This window comes from Haemophilus sp. HMSC068C11, assembly GCF_001815355.1.
In the GTDB taxonomy this organism is placed as follows: Bacteria; Pseudomonadota; Gammaproteobacteria; order Enterobacterales; family Pasteurellaceae; genus Haemophilus_D.
Map to the genome: position 1 here is coordinate 111,244 of NZ_KV820351.1, position 17,344 is coordinate 128,587.

The window sequence follows — 17,344 nt, forward strand, 5'->3', positions numbered from 1 at the left end:
AAAAGCCTACATCTTCATGTAGGCTCTTTCGAGTAGTAATAAGCTTAAAGTATAAAAGAGCGGTTGAAAATTTAATTGTTTTCAACCGCTCTTTTTATTTAGGACAACACTCTCAACAAAACAGGCTGAAATTCCGTTTGTTGGCCGAGTTTGTGGGTATATCGTTTAACCATCACAAAGGAAAGAGCGGTCAACATAAAGATTAAAATCGCACGGATAAGTTCATTTTCACTGATATAGCTAGAAAGTAATGTTGCAACTAATAGCGTGAAAAGTGGCGCGATATACATTAATAGTGCGGAGAGAAGCATGGATTTTTCTTCTAGACCGATTTCTACCATTTGACCTGTACGTAGTGGCGTAATGGTTTCGAGTGTGAAGATATGCTCGCCTCGCTTGCCATTGAGTTCAGAAAGAGACGCTGTTCCACAGGCTTCTCTAGCCGAACAAGCCCCACAGGCGCTTTGTGATTGACATTTCACTTTAGCAAGGCCTGTTTCCGCATCATAGCTCATCACAACGGCACTTTCTTTTAGCATTTTGCTTCTCCCATATAAATATCAAAGCGGTGATTTTTGGTTTCACGACTAACATGGGGCGATTTTTGCGCTAAAAATTCGGCATAATCAGGACGTTTTACCACCACACGTTTACGGGCTAATTGTAACGCAGGTGTCAAGAGCTCATCGGCATCCAAATCGGCACCAACCAAATGTTGGAATACACGCATTTCTTTTTTTACTAATGCGGATTTTTGCTTATGTGGATACATTGGATCCAAATACACCACATCGGCACTCTCGGTTTGCGGATTGAGTTCGGCAATATGATGAACATCTAGTAATTGCATATTTTTTTGCATTATTTCGCCTATTTCTACATCCTGATAGGCGCGGTTGAGCCCATCCTGTAACAGTAAATATACCACTGGATGACGTTCTACTAAGCGCACTTGGCAACCGATAGAAGCTAAAACAAAGGCATCTCGACCAAGTCCTGCGGTGGCATCAATCACGGAAGGTAATACAGTTCCCTTAATGCCTACAGCTTTGGCAATAGCTTCGCCACGTCCACCGCCAAATTTACGACGATGCGCCATCGCACCAGCTACGAAATCTACAAACACATCGCCCAGCTTAGGCTCGTCTAGTTTACGCAGGGCAAGATGGGTTTCTGTTCGCACCAATGCAAGTGGACTTTCAGTACAATGCTCGATACCAAGAGGGGAACAAAGTGCGGTCAATTCTGACAATGTTCCCGCTTCGGCAAGCAGTTGAATTTTTATTTTCTCACCAGCCATACGCCGCTTTCCATATGATCTGTGTAAGGGAATTGATCAAACAGCGCCGCTTTTTCAATGCGGTGAGTTTGGCTTAGGGTTTGCAAATTCTCACAAAGGGTATGAGGATTGCAGGAAATATACAAAATACGATCGTAATTCTGCACCAGTTTTACCGTGTCAGGGTCAAGCCCTGCTCGTGGTGGATCCACAAAAATTGTATTGCATTGATAGGCTTTTAAATCAATGCCTTTTAAGCGATTAAATTCACGGATGCCATTCATTGCTTGAGTAAACTCTTCTGCTGACATACGGATAATTTGTAGATTATCTATACCATTTTCCGCAATATTAAATTGTGCGGCAGCCACTGATGGCTTGGCAATTTCGGTAGCAAGGACTTTTCGGAAGTTTTGTGCAAGGGCGATGGAGAAATTACCGTTACCACAATACAGTTCCAATAAATCCCCTTGAGAACCTTGGGTGCAATCAATCGCCCATTCCAACATCTTGCAATTCACCGCGGCATTTGGCTGAGTGAAGCTGTTTTCCACTTGGCGATAAACATAATTACGCCCTTTCACTGGTAACACTTCATCGACAAAATCCTGCTCTAAACAGATTTTTTGTTTACTCGCACGACCAATCAGCTGCACATCAAAACCAAGTTGTTGTAATTCACCTTTTAGGTTTGCTGCAGCGCTTTGCCATTCTTCCGTGAGTTGTTTGTGGTAAAGCAGACTCACAATGATCTTATTGCTGAGCGTGCTCAAATAATCAATTTGAAACAGTTTTTTATGTAATACTTCCTGCGTTTTTAACAATGGCAGTAAGGTTTTCATCATGCGATTGATCAGTTCGCTGGCAATTGGGAATTCATCCACTCGATAACGTTGCAAGGTGCTTTGATCAAACATGATGTGATAAAAATCGCCTTTATCATGCCAAATACGAAATTCTGCACGCATCCGATAATGGCTAGTCGGCGAATCAAACACAGCTATTTCTGGGGCGTTAAAGGGCTGCAAAAGTGCGGTCAGCTTTTCAGTCTTTTTTTGCAGGAGTTCGGTATATTGGGAAATGGGTAGTTGCATTGATGTTCACGTTTGAATGATAAATATCCCACAGCCCTTGGCAAGCATGGGGATTGAGTAAAAAAGCAAAAGGCAAGCTTCAGCCTGCCTTTTAAAATGTATTATTCGCCAGAATAATCTTCGCCGCCAGAAGCCGCTTCGCTCACATCACCTGATAAGGTGTAAACACGTTTTGTTGTGTTAATGCGAGTACGATATTTATTCCAGGTTTTTTCGAAGAAAGTTTCTGGTGCACGTTCACCACGGCAAAATGCAACAAATTCTTTTTCTTCTTTTGTCGCTGGCTTGCGCTCGCCTGAATCTAATGCTTTAAACGCTTGACCATATTGCTCTAATACTTGGGATTCTTTGATTGTATAATCACCGTGACGGGAAAATCCGCGTGGGTAGTTTTTGTCGTCAAAAAAACGACGAGTAACACTGAAACTAGCAGCCATAATCATCTCTCTTCTTTATATTTAAAAACGGCAGGCATTAAACCAATTTTTTTTTATTTTTGCAATAAACCTTTCACGGTTTCTACATAATCTTTGACGAAATCGTCGTAATTTAAGCCTTCAGGGTTTACACGATATTTGCCATTGACATAGAAATCAGGTACGCCACGTACTTGAAACTGTTCCGCTGCATTTACTTGTTTATTCACTAAACCGTTTACAGCAAAGCTGTTGATGTTGTTATCAAATTGTTCAGCTGTAACACCGTTGTCAATGAAGATTTTGCGAATATCGTCCATTGAGCTTAATTTATCTTGTTGTGCCGCTTCAAATAAAGGCGCTTTTACTTTGCTTTCTGCACCAAGTGCCATCGCTAATGCCCATGCACGAGTGAGGTTTTCAGATTGACGACCTAAGAAGTTGACGTGATATTGTTTAAATTCAGTGCCTTGTGGCAAGCCTTCTGCAACTTGTTTTGGAATGTGGTATTCCATTTCAAAGGCATAGCAATGTGGGCAGTAGAATGAGAAAAATTCAATCACTTCCGGTTGTGCGGAAGCTGTTTGACTCACTTGAACGTATTGTTTGCCTTCTTCTAGGTTGGCTGCGAATGCATTAAATGAAAATAAAGCACCGAGTAAAAATAAAACTTTTTTCATTTGTTTTCCTTATTTAATAATTCCACGCGCTTTTAACAAGGCGGTTTTAAAGTCTTCTTCATAATCTTTTTTGATGCCAGGGATTGGCTCAAGTTTATCTGTGCCGTGCATTTTTAAATGATAAATAATCACTTCATCAGATAATTCTGCTACGGGTTTATCAAAACCTGCTTCATCAGCAATTTTTTGCAAAATTTGTAACAAGCTCAGATCTGGGTCTTTAGACCAATAAGGTTGTAAAAGTTCCAATACTTCATTTAAACGCTTACATTTCATTGCTATTTCCTTTTAAATGGAGAAAAATAAGGCTAGATCATACTTCAAATAAGGCAATAAGAAAATATGGAATACACAATAAGTGCGGTTATTTTGGCGGGAGGAAAAGCGCGGAGGATGAATGGTGCAGATAAAGGCTTACAGCTTTTACAAAATAAACCATTAATTAGCCATGTGATTGAACGCTTACAACCTCAAGTGGTTGATATTTCTATCAATGCTAATCGTCACCATACAGAATATGCACAATGGGGTTTTCCCGTATTTTCAGATGAATTGCCTGATTTTCAGGGACCGTTGAGTGGTATGTTGACGGCACTCGAAAAAGTTAAAACAGATTTTGTACTTTTTGTGCCTTGCGATAGTCCATATTTCCCTTCAAATTTATTAGAAAAACTAAAAAGTGCGGTTAAAAATGACCGCACTTTAATGGCTTATGCAAAAGATAAAGAGCGTGAACACCCGACATTTTGTTTGATGTCCGTTCAGCTTAAAGAGACGTTACGCGCTTATTTAAACGAAGGCGAACGTCGTTTATTACAATTTATGAACAAAAATGGCGCGGTTGCTGTCCAATTTGACGAACAAGAAGGACGATTTGTAAATTTTAATACCTTAGAAGATTTACAATAAATTATTTGTTAAACCTTGAATTTTGCAAAAAATTCTCCATTATTGCAGTGTTTACTTTCTATTTTATTGAGGAACTTTATTATGATGCGAATCCTTTTATTTTTAGCCACTAACTTTGCTGTGATGCTTGTGTTAGGGATTATTTTAAATGTGACCGGTATTGCAGGAAATAGTACAGGTGGCATTTTAATTATGGCGATGCTTTTCGGTTTTGCCGGATCATTGATTTCGTTATTTTTATCAAAAACCATGGCATTGCGTTCTGTGGGTGCAGAGGTGATCACCGAACCACGTAATCAAGCTGAACGTTGGTTAGTGGAAACGGTACGCCGTCAAGCACAACAAGCAGGCATCCCAATGCCAGATGTGGCGATTTATCATTCTAATGATGCGAATGCTTTTGCTACGGGTGCAACAAAAAATAATTCTTTAGTGGCGATTAGTACAGGCTTATTAAACTCTATGACGGAAGAAGAAGCAGAAGCGGTACTGGCTCATGAGATATCACACATCGCGAACGGCGATATGGTGACGATGACTTTATTACAAGGCGTATTGAATACCTTTGTAATTTTCTTATCTCGCGTGATTGCTAATGTGGTGGCAAGTTCTCGTAATGGTGATGAAGAAAGCCGCAGCTCAGGCATTTACTTCTTAGTCTCAATGGTGTTAGAAATCTTGTTTGGTATTTTAGCGAGCATTATCGCAATGTGGTTCTCACGCTATCGCGAATACCGCGCAGATGCAGGTTCTGCACAACTTGTTGGTAAAGAAAAAATGATTGCGGCATTGCAACGTTTACAACAAATTCATGAGCCACAAGAGATGGAAGGTTCACTTAATGCCTTTATGATTAACGGTAAACGTAGTGAACTCTTTATGAGCCATCCTCCGCTTGAAAAACGTATCGAAGCATTACGTAGTTTATAAAAGATAAAAAATAAAGGGCTAAATGTAATATTTAGCCCTTTTTATTTATGGATTATTTAATATCTGCTAAGACTTTGGTGAGTAATTCCCAGTAAGTTTGTACTGCTGAAATTTGGACTTTTTCATCAGGCGAATGCGCATTGCGAATAGTTGGCCCTACAGAAATCATCTCAATGTTCGGATAATGTTCTTTCAATAAGCCACATTCAAGCCCCGCATGAATCACTTTAATCTCAGGCTCTTTGCCAAGCACTTCTGCATAATGTTTTTTCATTAAGGCTAAAATTGCCGTGTCGTTTACCGGTTTCCAACCAGGGTAAGAACCTGAGAATTCAACCGTTGCGCCAGTGAGTTCAGCGAGTGAAGTTAAGGTTTCTCCTACATACTCTTTACCACTTTCAATAAGCGAGCGAATAAGAATCGTACCTTTGATTTTATCTTCAAGGTTTTTTAATATACCAATGCTCAATGAGCTCTCCACGACATTTTTGATGACATCACTGTTGCGGATTACGCCATTTGGTAAGATGTTCAGCAAATTAATCACTTTTTTAGTGGTTTCAAGCGTGAAAGTTTGTTGTGGATTTTCAACTAGCTCAGCGGTTAAGGTTAAGTTTGGTTCAGCGATAGCAAGCTCATCTTTCAATAAAACTTCAAAATTTTTGACCGCACTTTTTACGCTTTTTACATCATGATTGAAGCAAATAGTTGCGGCGGCTTCACGTGGAATCGCATTACGAATTGAGCCTCCGCGAATTTCTGCAAGGGCAAAGTGCGGTTGATTTTGTGAAAGTTTTGTTAATAAACGCGCCAATACTTTAATTGCATTCGCACGTGTGGTGTGAATATCACAACCAGAGTGACCGCCACGTAAACCTTTTAAGTTAATTTGCAAAGTATGGTTGAATGAATTGGTTTCACGGTGAATAGGTAGTTCAATATTCGCATTTACCCCACCAGCACAACCAATATAGATTTCACCAATTTCTTCAGTGTCGGTATTAATTAAGATTTCCGATTTTAACCAGTTACGACGGAGGTGTACGGCACCATCCATGCCGGTTTCTTCAGTCATGGTGAGTAACACTTCAAGTGGTGGATGTGCAATATCGGTACTTTCTAATACCGCTAAGGTCGAGGCTAAACCGATACCGTTATCCGCGCCAAGTGTGGTGCCTTGTGCTTTTACCCAATCGCCATCAATATAAGGGCGAATTGGGTCTTGAGCGAAGTTATGTGGATTGCCTTCATTCGCTTGTGGAACCATATCTAAATGTGCTTGTAACACAACAGGTTGACTGTTTTCCATACCTGCTGTGGCAGGTTTACGAATTAATACATTACCGGCTTCATCACGCTCGGCAAAAAATTGTTTTTCTTTCGCCCAGTTGACAATAAAGGTCGCGAGCGCATCTTCGTGATGAGAAGGATGTGGAATCGCACAAATTTGATCAAACCATTTCCAAAGTAATTGCGGTTGTAATGTGGTAATTTCTGACATAATGAACTCCTTTTTTCATTAAAATTTTTGCGGAAATCATAGCATAAAACGCCATTTCAGGTTAAAATTCCGCAATTTTTTTATTTAGCGACAAAGTTTAAGGTATTTGTTATGAGCGAAAAATATGTTGTGACTTGGGATATGTTCCAAATGCATGCCCGCAAATTAGCGGAACGTTTACTTCCTGCCACTCAGTGGAAAGGTATCATCGCAGTAAGCCGTGGTGGTTTATTCCCAGCAGCGGTACTTGCTCGCGAATTAAATATTCGTTTCGTAGAAACCGTGTGTATTGCCAGCTATGATCACGATGAACAAGGTGCATTAAAAGTATTACACCGCGCAGATGGTGATGGTGAAGGAATGATCGTGGTAGACGATTTGGTAGATACCGGCAATACCGCTCGTGCAATTCGTGAAATGTATCCAAAAGCAAAATTCGTCACGGTATTCGCAAAACCTGCAGGTGCTGAGTTAGTGGATGATTACGTGATTGATATTCCACAAAATACTTGGATTGAACAACCTTGGGATTTAGGTTTAACTTTCGTGCCACCATTGGCAAGAAAATAATAAAACTTGAATATAAAATTTCGTTACGCCGGTGCTTTTATAGTTCCGGCGTAATAATTATGACCAATTTATTTTGATTATGAATAGTATCGACGCACAAAAAGCGCTAGAGCGATCTTACGTTTCCTCAATTGAAAATACAGAATATGATGAAGCATTAAAGCTGGCTGAAATGCTTTATTTACTTGATCCCAGTAATCCTGAATATTCCCATAAAATTGCTTATGTTTATTTGAAAGAATTAAAATGGGAAGAAGCCATTGAGGCGGAATTAAAAACATTAGAATTAGATGCTCAATATATTCCGGCTTTAGATTTGTTAGCACATGCTTATGGCGGAATAGGTAATTGGGAACGTTCAGGCTTTTATGGCAGTTTAGCTCTTGAGTTGAAAGATAAAGCTATTCCCGTTCCGACACAGGAAATGCTCCCTGCTCCTGCACCTAAAAATGGCAAACGAATTATTGCATTTTCTTTATTTGGTAATAACTCTAAATATATTGAGCCGGCTGTATTAAATACACAGGTTTCTCCGATGTTATTCCCTGGTTGGGTATGCCGTTTTTATGTAGATGATTCAGTTTCTACTGAAGCAATTCAGCGATTAAAAAATAATGGTGCAGAAGTGGTTTATGTTACTTCACCAGTGAATAAATGGCCTGGTGCAATGTGGCGTTTTCTTGCAATTAATGATCCTGAAGCTGAGTATGTGATCTTCCGTGATGCTGATTCGGTAGTCTCTCACCGAGAGGGTGAAGCCGTGGCTGAATGGATTGAAAGTGGCCGTTCATTCCATACGATGCGTGATTCAGGTTCCCACACTGCACTTATTTTAGCGGGGATGTGGGGGGCAAAAGCTGGCGCTGTTCCTGATATGGAAGCGAGAATTAAACGTTTTATTGATAAGGGTTACGACTCTCGTCATTTTGCTGATCAGGATTTTCTTGCTGAAGACTTGTGGGGCTATATTCGCCAAGATGTATTCGCACATGATAGAGTATTTAATTTCTGTGATGCAAAACCTTTCCCTGGGGCGTTTTATTCTAATTACCAAATTGCGCATTGCGAGGGAGCGAGCAGTTTTGATGCAAAAACCTCTTTTGAAGAAGGGAGCAAAGTAAGATGGACGTTATATTCAAAAATATCCCCTATGGTCAATGTTGATTATTCCTTTATTCGTGTGCCTGAATTTAAAGTTTGCAGCTATGAAACTACAGTAGAGAATGGTAGATTTGAAGCGTCAATACCAAGACGTTATGGATTAGCTTTTAAAGAAGGCTTAGCTAAAATAGATATTAAAAAAGCTTAATTTATTCGTTTTAACTATCAACATAGGGATTGTTAATGTCAACTCAATCGCGTTTTGTACATCTTCGTACGCACACTGATTTTTCAATGATTGATGGAATTGCGAAAGTGAAACCATTGGTCAAAGCGTGTGCAGCAAATAATATGGTCGCGTTGGCATTAACGGATTTCACCAATTTTTGTGGTGTGGTACGTTTTTATGGTGAAACCCTTTCTTCGGGGATTAAACCGATCATTGGCGCAGATGTTCATGTTAAAAGCGAGTTGTGCGGTGAGGAGTTATTTACGCTCACTTTACTTGCTAAGAACAATGAAGGCTATAAAAACATCACATTACTGCTTTCAAAAGCCTATCAACGCGGCTATGTGGACTTGCCTTATATTGACCAGGAGTGGTTGATTGAACACCGTGAAGGTGTAATTGTTTTATCGGGTGGTACACAAGGTGATATCGCGAAAAAACTCCTTAAAGAAAATAGCTCTGAAGCTGAAAGTGCGGTCAGTTTTTATCAAGAATTTTTTCCTGACCATTTTTACCTTTCTCTTTCCCGAACGGGTCGTCCGGATGAAGAACGTTATATTCAAGCTGCATTAAAGCTTGCTGAAACTCATGATTTACCGCTTGTGGCGACCAATGATGTGGTCTTTCTTAAGCCTGATGATTTTGAGGCGCACGAAATTCGAGTCGCTATTCATGATGGCTATACCCTCGACGACCCAAAACGTCCAAAATGTTATACCGAACAACAATATTTCCGCTCAGAAGAAGAGATGTGCCAATTATTTGCTGATATTCCTTCTGCGCTTGAAAATACGGTATTAATTGCTCAACGCTGTAATGTTACTTTGCGTTTGGGTGAATATTTCCTTCCAAAATTCCCAACAGGCGATCTGAGCACGGAAGACTATTTGGTGATGAAATCCAAAGAAGGTTTGGAAGAGCGGTTGGCGTTTTTATTCCCCGATGAAAAAGTGCGGGCAGAAAGACGACTGGAATATGATGAGCGTCTTCAAGTCGAACTCGATGTGATCAACCAAATGGGCTTCCCGGGTTACTTCTTAATCGTTATGGAGTTTATCCAGTGGTCAAAAGACAATGATATTCCGGTAGGGCCTGGACGTGGTTCTGGTGCAGGTTCATTGGTGGCTTATGCACTAAAAATTACCGATTTGGATCCCCTTGAATTCGATCTTCTTTTTGAGCGTTTCCTCAATCCAGAGCGTGTATCCATGCCCGATTTCGACGTGGATTTCTGTATGGATGGACGGGATCGCGTTATCGATCATGTGGCAGAAACCTATGGTCGCGGTGCGGTATCACAAATTATTACTTTTGGTACCATGGCGGCAAAAGCGGTAATTCGAGATGTAGGTCGCGTATTAGGCCACCCTTATGGCTTTGTGGATCGTATTTCGAAAATGATTCCACCTGATCCCGGCATGACCTTAGCCAAGGCTTTTGAGGCTGAACCGCAACTACAAACAGCATATGATTCAGATGAAGAAGTCAAAGCCTTGATTGATATGGCGCGTAAGCTGGAAGGGGTAACGCGAAATGCGGGTAAACACGCAGGTGGTGTGGTAATTTCGCCTTCTTTGATTACTGACTTTTCACCACTTTATTGCGATAGTGAGGGTCTTCATCCGGTCACCCACTTCGATAAAAATGATGTGGAATATGCCGGTTTAGTGAAGTTTGACTTCTTAGGTTTGCGTACACTCACTATTATCAAATGGGCACTGGATATGATCAATGCCCGCCTTGCTCGTGAAGGCAAACCGCCAGTCGATATTGCCGCTATTCCATTAGATGATCCCGAATCTTTTGAGTTGCTGAAGCGATCTGAAACGACTGCCGTATTCCAGTTGGAATCGCGCGGGATGAAAGATTTGATTAAACGCCTTCAGCCAGACTGTTTTGAAGATATTATCGCGTTGGTAGCATTATTCCGCCCTGGTCCATTACAATCGGGCATGGTGGATAACTTTATTGACCGTAAACATGGTCGAGAAGAAGTCTCTTATCCTGACGCAAACTATCAACATGAAAGCCTTAAACCGATTTTAGAGCCAACTTACGGTATTATTTTGTACCAAGAGCAAGTTATGCAAATTGCTCAGGTGTTAGCGGGTTATACTCTTGGCGGTGCGGATTTATTACGTCGTGCGATGGGTAAGAAAAAGCCAGAAGAAATGGCGAAACAGCGATCTGTGTTTAAAGAAGGTGCGGAAAAAAACGGCGTTGATGGCGAGCTTTCCATGAAGATTTTCGACTTGGTGGAAAAATTTGCCGGCTATGGTTTCAATAAATCGCACTCAGCGGCTTATGCGTTAGTATCTTATCAAACCCTTTGGCTGAAAACCCATTTCCCTGCTGAGTTTATGGCTGCGGTAATGACCTCGGAAATGGATAATACGGATAAAATTGTTGGCTTGTACGATGAATGTTTACGTATGGGCTTAAAAGTCACCCCACCGGATATCAATGTAGGGAAACATCATTTCAGCGTGAATGAAAATGGTGAAATTGTTTACGGTATTGGCGCCATTAAAGGTGTGGGTGAAGGTCCGATTGATGCACTGATTACCGCTCGTAATGAAGGTGGGATTTTCAGAGATTTATTTGATTTATGTGCTCGCGTTGATTTGAAGAAAATTAACCGTCGTACCTTTGAAAGTCTGATTATGTCTGGCGCATTTGATAAGTTAGGGCCACATCGTGCGGCGTTATCTAAGAATCTAGAAGATGCACTCAAAGCCTCTGATCAGCATGCAAAAGATGAGGCCATGGGGCAAACCGATATGTTCGGTGTGCTGACAGAAACACACGAAGAAGTGGAAAATGCTTACGCCCATACGCCACCTTACACAGAAAAACAAATTCTAGATGGTGAGCGTGAAACCCTTGGTTTGTATTTAAGCAGCCATCCGGTAAGTCGTTATTTAAAAGAGCTTTCTCATTACAGTTCTACGAGATTAAAAGATCTCACGCCAAATCGCCGTGGGCAAATTAGCACGGCAGCCGGTTTGTTGGTATCAACTCGTTTCGCAACGACGAAAAAAGGCAATCGCATCGGTATCGCAACCATTGATGACCGATCTGGGCGTTTAGACCTAACCCTATTCGGCGAAAGCTTAGACCAATTCGGCGAAAAACTACAAAAAGATACGGTTGTAGTGGTATCTGGTCAGGTGAGTTTTGACGATTTTTCTGGTGGATTAAAAATGTCGGTACGGGATTTAATGACCTTAGATGAGGCGCGTTCCCGTTATGCAAAATCTTTGGCTATCAGTTTGTCTGAGGAGCAGATTAGCCCAAGTTTTATTAAGAAATTGAAAGAAATGTTAGAACCTGTTAGTGGCGGTACTTTACCAATTAACGTATATTATCAAAGCGCAAAAGGTCGTGCGTTATTGCGTTTAGGGATTCAATGGTCGATTACACCAACGGATGAAATTCTAACTGAATTGGTGAATTTGCTTGGTGAAAATGCGGTAGAGCTAGAATTCGGTTAATATTCCAGTGAAAGTGCGGTCAAAAAATCAGTGTTTTTTTTACCGCACTTGGACTATGTAAACAAAGCGAGAGATAAAATGGAAAAAATCATTATTGATGCAGACAGATTTTTACGCACCATTTCACGTATTTCCCATGAAATTATTGAAAAGCACCAAGATTTCGATAATGTGATTTTAGTTGGGGTAAAACGTCGCGGAGCAGAAATTGCAGAATTGATTCAACGTCGTATTGAAGAATTGAATGGTGTAAGTCTTCCCATGATGGAATTGGATATCACGTTTTACCGCGATGACTTAGAGTATGTTGAACCTGAAAATCCAACTCCCGTGTATAGCGGCGCCTCCAGTTATATGAATATTCAGGGTAAAGAAGTCATTTTGATCGATGATGTTCTATTCACCGGGAGAACCATTCGTGCCGCTATGGATGCGTTAACGGATTTTGGTCGAGCAGCTAAAATTGAGTTGGTGATTTTAGTGGATCGTGGACATCGTGAATTGCCGATTCGGGCAGACTATGTAGGTAAAAATGTGCCGACCTCCCGTGATGAACAAGTTCAGGTGCGTACATTAAAATATGATGGTTGTTATGAAGTGGCATTATTGCCTAAATAACGATCAGCCTATTGTGAACCTTTGATAAAATTGATAATCTAACGAGCATTATCCTATTATTTTTTAAGACAACTAAAATGAAAAAATCAATGTTAAAATCTCTTTTGTTTGCCATGATCGGTCTGTTTACGTTTTCTCAAGTACAAGCAGAAGAACGCGTTGTGGCGACCGTAAATGGTACACCAATTTTACAAAGCCAAGTGAATGCTGTGATGGGCAAAAAAGGTAGCCAACGTGCAGCATTAGATAAGATTATTGATGATATGCTGACAGAGAAAGCGATCAAAGAATCAGGCGTAAAAGTAAACCAAGCTGAAGTAAACCGTATCGTAGAAGATATTGCGGCGAAAAATGGTTTAACTTATGGTCAATTCTTAGATGCGCTTGATTATCAAGGCATTTCCTTAAATGCATTTAAACAACAAATTTCTCGTCAAATGTTAATGGCGGGTGTGCGTAATCATGCTATTCAAAATAGCGTAGATGTGACTCGCGAGCAAGTGGATGCATTGGGTAAACAAATGCTCGATGAAGCAAAAGCAAAAGGTACCGCGCAAAAAGTGATGGGCAAAGAGTATGAAGTTCGTCATATTTTATTAAAACTAAACCCATTACTGAACGATGCACAAGCGAAAGCTGAATTAGAGCGTATTCGTGGTGATATTGTTTCAGGAAAAATGACTTTTGCAGATGCAGCCTTAAAATATTCTAAAGATTATTTATCAGGTGCGAATGGCGGCAGTTTAGGCTATGCCTTCCCAGAAGCTTATGTGGGCCCATTTGCAAAAATGGTTGAAACTACACCACAAGGTACTATTTCTGCACCATTTAAATCTGAATTTGGTTGGCATATTCTCGAAGTAACCGGCAGTCGTGATGGCGATAAAACAGAAGATGCTTATCGTCAAAAAGCTTACGAACAAATCGTGAATAGCCAATTACAAGAAGCAACCAAAGACTGGGTGAAAGCATTACGTAAAAATGCTGATATTCAATATTTCGATAAATAACAGAAAACGTTAGAATAAGGGGGCATTTTGCCCCTTTTGTCGTTTTTATAAAATGAGTGACGCATGAAAAAATTTTTTGTCTTTTTACTAATTCTTCTGCTAATTCTTGGCGGTGTTGGTTTTTGGGGTTATCAAAAACTAACGGAGTTTGTTCATACACCAGTGAATGTCACGCAAGATCAATTGCTGACAATTGAACGAGGAACTACGGGCAGTAAACTCGCCGCTTTATTAGAGCAAGAAAAAATTCTTGAACATGCCGATTTATTACCTTGGTTATTGAAATTACAACCGCAGCTCAACAAAGTGAAAGCCGGGACTTATTCTTTAACGGGTGTGAAAACGTTACAAGATTTATTGGATATGATTAATTCCGGCAAGGAAGCACAATTTAGTGTGAAGTTTATTGAGGGTAAAACGTTCAAGGAATGGCGTAAAAACCTTGAAAATGCACCGCACTTAAAACAAACCTTGCAAGGTAAAAGTGATAAAGAAATTATGGCGTTATTGGATATTCCAGCCGTTGCAAAAGCCGTTTACGAATGGAATAACATGGATGGATGGTTGTATCCTGATACCTATAATTACACGCCTAACTCGACTGATCTTGAATTATTAAAGCGTTCAACTACTCGTTTACAAAAAGCCTTAGATAAAGCGTGGAATGAACGTGATGAAAATCTCTCATTAACGGATCCATATCAGATGCTGATTTTGGCTTCTATTGTGGAGAAAGAAACGGGGATTGCGGCGGAGCGCCCACAAGTGGCTTCCGTATTTATTAATCGTTTAAAAGCCAATATGAAACTGCAAACTGACCCAACCGTGATTTATGGAATGGGTGAGAGTTATACCGGCAATATTCGTAAGAAAGATTTGGAAACGATAACCCCTTACAATACCTATATGATTGAGGGGTTACCACCAACACCAATTGCGATGGTGAGTGAGAGTGCTTTGCAGGCTGTGGCGCATCCAGCAAAAACAGATTTTTATTATTTTGTTGCCGATGGAAGTGGTGGTCATAAATTCACTCGTAATCTGAACGAGCATAATAAAGCAGTGCAAGAATATTTACGTTGGTATCGTAGCCAACAAAAAGGAGCCAACTAATGCAAGGCAAATTTATCGTCATTGAAGGGCTGGAAGGTGCAGGTAAAAGTACTGCTGTGCAAACGGTGGTGGATACATTAAAATCCCTTGGTGTAAATGATATCGTATTTACTCGTGAGCCGGGTGGTACACCGTTAGCAGAAAAATTGCGCCATTTAATTAAACATGAAACAGAAGAACCTGTTACGGATAAAGCAGAATTATTGATGCTTTATGCGGCACGAATTCAATTGGTAGAAAATGTGATTAAGCCAGCATTGGCAGAAGGCAAAATTGTGCTGGGTGATCGACATGATATGTCTTCACAGGCCTATCAAGGTGGTGGGCGTCAGTTTGACCAAACGCTTATGGCGAATTTAAAAAATATGGTATTAGGCGATTTTGAGCCTGATTTTGTACTGTATTTAGACATTGATCCTGCAGAAGGGCTTGCTCGTGCTAGAGGTCGTGGTGAATTAGACCGCATTGAACAACAAGGACTGGATTTCTTCCATCGTACCCGCCAACGTTATTTGGAATTAGTACAGAACAACCCAAAAACCGCCATTGTTAATGCAGGCCAGCCTTTGGAAAAAGTACAAGCAGACATTCAAAGTGCGGTCAAAAATTGGTGGGTTTCACAAGCAAAATGAGCGAACTTTATCCTTGGTTAGTGCCTATTTATCACAAAATTAGCCAAACTTTTAGCGAAGGTTTGGGGCATCATGCATTATTGATTAAAGCTGATCAAGGTCTCGGTGCTGAAGGTTTGTTTGAGGCTTTGACAAAACACATTATGTGTCAAACGCCAGATAATGCACCTTGTGGCCATTGTCATGCTTGCCATTTAATGGCAGCGCACAGTCACCCTGATTTTCATGTTTTAGCCTCTCAAGAAGGCAAAGACATTGGAGTTGATCAGGTACGGATGATTAATGAAGTTGTCAGCCAACACGCGCAACAAAACGGCAATAAATTAGTATATATTCAAGATGCAGAACGTCTTACGGAAGCGGCAGCGAATGCATTGCTCAAAACCTTGGAAGAGCCACGTCCGAATACGTATTTCTTATTGCAAACAGAACCCTCCTCTTCGTTGTTAGCGACTATTTACAGCCGTTGCCAGGTGTGGAATGTGCCTTTGCCAACGGAAGCGGAAGCCCTAAATTGGCTTTCTTCTCAATTTCAGGCAGAAACATCAGAATTATTGACCGCACTTGCGATGAATTTGGGGCGCCCACTGTTAGCATTGGAAACTCTCCAGCAAGGATTAATTGAACAACGGAAGAATTTCCTACGCCAATTTTGGCTGTTTTATCGTCGTCGTTCGCCTTTGGAAATTTTGCCTTTCTTTGAAAAAGAACGCACTATACAGCAAGTGGATTGGATTTTAGCGTTTTTAAGCGATGCCATTAAATACAAACTCGAAATACAAAGTGGCTGGCAAACACTTGATCTTAAAACAGGTGTAACTCAATTTGCAGACGAGCAAACAGCGCTTGGGTTATTAACCGCAAATAAAATTATGCAAAAAGTACGCTCGGATTTACTCACTATCAACGGCGTTAACACAGAATTAATGTTATTAGATGGTTTGACAAAGTTAATTACCGACGTATTTAAGGACTAAATAAATTATGTTTATCGTAGATTCCCATTGTCATTTAGATGCATTGGATTATGAAAATTTACACAAAGATATTGCTGATGTAGTGACCAAAGCCAACGCACGAGATGTGAAGCATTTATTGGCGATTGGCGTAACATTAAGCCGTTTTGAAAAAGCTTACCCTGAGTTAGCAAAATTTCCGAATGTGTCTTTAGCTTGCGGCGTGCATCCATTAGATCTTGAAGAAGAACCTTACGATGCCGATCGTTTATTACGTTTATCCCAAGATAAAAAAGTGATTGCAATTGGCGAAATGGGTTTGGATTATTATTACAGTGCAGATAATAAGGCATTGCAGCAAACGGTTTTTGCGGATCAAATCAGAATTGCTAATGAAGTGGATAAACCCGTGATTATTCATACGCGTTCAGCGCCAGAAGATACCATTGCCATGTTGCGTGAGCACCAGGCAGAAAAGTGCGGTGGATTAATTCATTGTTTTACGGAAACCTTAGATTTTGCGAAAAAGGCACTTGATTTAGGGTTTTATATTTCTTGTTCGGGTATTATTACCTTTAAAAATGCGGAAAGTATTCGTGAAGCTATTCGTTATGTGCCGGTAGATCGTTTGTTAGTTGAAACGGATTCGCCCTACTTAGCACCCGTGCCTTATCGTGGTAAAGAGAACCAGCCTGCCTATACGCGAGAGGTGTGTGAATATGTGGCAGCGTTAAAAGGGCTGTCTATGGAAGAATTTGCAAAAATTAGTACACAAAACTTCGAACGTTTATTTAAAATTAATGTACAATGAT

At 40.5% G+C, this 17,344-nt stretch carries 18 protein-coding genes; 11 read left to right on the plus strand and 7 right to left on the minus strand.

All coding sequences use genetic code 11. The features are described 5' to 3' along the window. Positions 1-98: 98 nt before the first annotated feature. The 6 genes from HMPREF3020_RS00470 to HMPREF3020_RS00495 form a co-directional block, all read right to left on the minus strand. Positions 99-539, minus strand: coding sequence for a SoxR reducing system RseC family protein (locus HMPREF3020_RS00470; protein ID WP_070775168.1), 441 nt, complete (start codon positions 537-539; stop codon positions 99-101). Next, positions 533-1,300, minus strand: a complete 768-nt coding sequence (locus tag HMPREF3020_RS00475; protein WP_070775169.1) for a class I SAM-dependent methyltransferase — start codon at positions 1,298-1,300, stop codon at positions 533-535. Before HMPREF3020_RS00475 ends, HMPREF3020_RS00470 begins: the two co-directional genes overlap by 7 nt. After that, on the minus strand, positions 1,282-2,373 hold the full coding sequence (trmA, locus tag HMPREF3020_RS00480; RefSeq protein WP_070775170.1) for a tRNA (uridine(54)-C5)-methyltransferase TrmA: 1,092 nt from the start codon (positions 2,371-2,373) through the stop codon (positions 1,282-1,284). The genes HMPREF3020_RS00475 and trmA overlap by 19 nt, the downstream gene beginning before the upstream one ends. A gap of 101 nt (positions 2,374-2,474) precedes the next feature. Then, positions 2,475-2,810, minus strand: a complete 336-nt coding sequence (locus HMPREF3020_RS00485) for a MaoP family protein (RefSeq protein WP_032804166.1) — start codon at positions 2,808-2,810, stop codon at positions 2,475-2,477. Between the two features lie 53 nt (positions 2,811-2,863). Continuing rightward, positions 2,864-3,469 (minus strand): thiol:disulfide interchange protein DsbA, encoded by a 606-nt coding sequence (locus HMPREF3020_RS00490; RefSeq protein WP_049364231.1) that lies wholly within the window; start codon positions 3,467-3,469, stop codon positions 2,864-2,866. A gap of 9 nt (positions 3,470-3,478) precedes the next feature. Continuing rightward, positions 3,479-3,745 carry a YihD family protein gene (locus tag HMPREF3020_RS00495; RefSeq protein ID WP_005694923.1) on the minus strand — a complete coding sequence of 89 codons (267 nt, stop codon included), beginning with the start codon at positions 3,743-3,745 and terminating at the stop codon, positions 3,479-3,481. Between the two features lie 66 nt (positions 3,746-3,811). Between HMPREF3020_RS00495 and mobA the strand changes: the two genes are divergently transcribed. Together mobA and htpX are read left to right on the plus strand one after the other, a co-directional pair. Next, complete coding sequence (gene mobA, locus HMPREF3020_RS00500; protein ID WP_070775171.1) at positions 3,812-4,378, plus strand: molybdenum cofactor guanylyltransferase MobA; 567 nt, start codon at positions 3,812-3,814, stop codon at positions 4,376-4,378. Between the two features lie 78 nt (positions 4,379-4,456). Beyond that, entirely contained in the window at positions 4,457-5,308 is an 852-nt protein-coding gene (htpX, locus tag HMPREF3020_RS00505; protein ID WP_180363109.1) for a protease HtpX, read from the plus strand. 52 nt (positions 5,309-5,360) lie between these two features. Here the strand turns inward: htpX and HMPREF3020_RS00510 are convergent, their stop codons facing one another. Then, entirely contained in the window at positions 5,361-6,809 is a 1,449-nt protein-coding gene (locus tag HMPREF3020_RS00510) for an aminoacyl-histidine dipeptidase (protein ID WP_070775173.1), read from the minus strand. Between the two features lie 111 nt (positions 6,810-6,920). Here HMPREF3020_RS00510 and gpt point away from each other — a divergent pair, with 111 nt between their 5' ends. From gpt to HMPREF3020_RS00555, 9 genes are all read left to right on the plus strand, one after another. Then, a complete protein-coding gene (gene gpt / locus HMPREF3020_RS00515; RefSeq protein ID WP_049364228.1) occupies positions 6,921-7,379 on the plus strand; it encodes a xanthine phosphoribosyltransferase in 459 nt (152 codons plus the stop codon). A 79-nt stretch (positions 7,380-7,458) separates the two neighbouring features. Continuing rightward, positions 7,459-8,688, plus strand: coding sequence for a hypothetical protein (locus HMPREF3020_RS00520; RefSeq protein ID WP_070775174.1), 1,230 nt, complete (start codon positions 7,459-7,461; stop codon positions 8,686-8,688). A gap of 35 nt (positions 8,689-8,723) precedes the next feature. Continuing rightward, a complete protein-coding gene (gene dnaE, locus HMPREF3020_RS00525) occupies positions 8,724-12,203 on the plus strand; it encodes a DNA polymerase III subunit alpha (RefSeq protein WP_070775175.1) in 3,480 nt (1,159 codons plus the stop codon). A gap of 78 nt (positions 12,204-12,281) precedes the next feature. Further along, positions 12,282-12,821: a bifunctional pyr operon transcriptional regulator/uracil phosphoribosyltransferase PyrR gene (pyrR, locus tag HMPREF3020_RS00530; protein WP_049365120.1), complete on the plus strand. Its 540-nt coding sequence runs from the start codon at positions 12,282-12,284 to the stop codon at positions 12,819-12,821. A 77-nt stretch (positions 12,822-12,898) separates the two neighbouring features. Next, positions 12,899-13,831: a peptidylprolyl isomerase gene (locus HMPREF3020_RS00535; RefSeq protein ID WP_054420115.1), complete on the plus strand. Its 933-nt coding sequence runs from the start codon at positions 12,899-12,901 to the stop codon at positions 13,829-13,831. Between the two features lie 63 nt (positions 13,832-13,894). Beyond that, a complete protein-coding gene (gene mltG, locus HMPREF3020_RS00540) occupies positions 13,895-14,944 on the plus strand; it encodes an endolytic transglycosylase MltG (RefSeq protein ID WP_070775176.1) in 1,050 nt (349 codons plus the stop codon). Further along, on the plus strand, positions 14,944-15,576 hold the full coding sequence (gene tmk, locus HMPREF3020_RS00545) for a dTMP kinase (RefSeq protein ID WP_070775177.1): 633 nt from the start codon (positions 14,944-14,946) through the stop codon (positions 15,574-15,576). The genes mltG and tmk overlap by 1 nt, the downstream gene beginning before the upstream one ends. After that, positions 15,573-16,553, plus strand: coding sequence for a DNA polymerase III subunit delta' (locus HMPREF3020_RS00550; RefSeq protein ID WP_070775178.1), 981 nt, complete (start codon positions 15,573-15,575; stop codon positions 16,551-16,553). The genes tmk and HMPREF3020_RS00550 overlap by 4 nt, the downstream gene beginning before the upstream one ends. A gap of 7 nt (positions 16,554-16,560) precedes the next feature. Next, complete coding sequence (locus HMPREF3020_RS00555) at positions 16,561-17,343, plus strand: YchF/TatD family DNA exonuclease (protein WP_070775179.1); 783 nt, start codon at positions 16,561-16,563, stop codon at positions 17,341-17,343. Position 17,344: the final 1 nt, after the last annotated feature.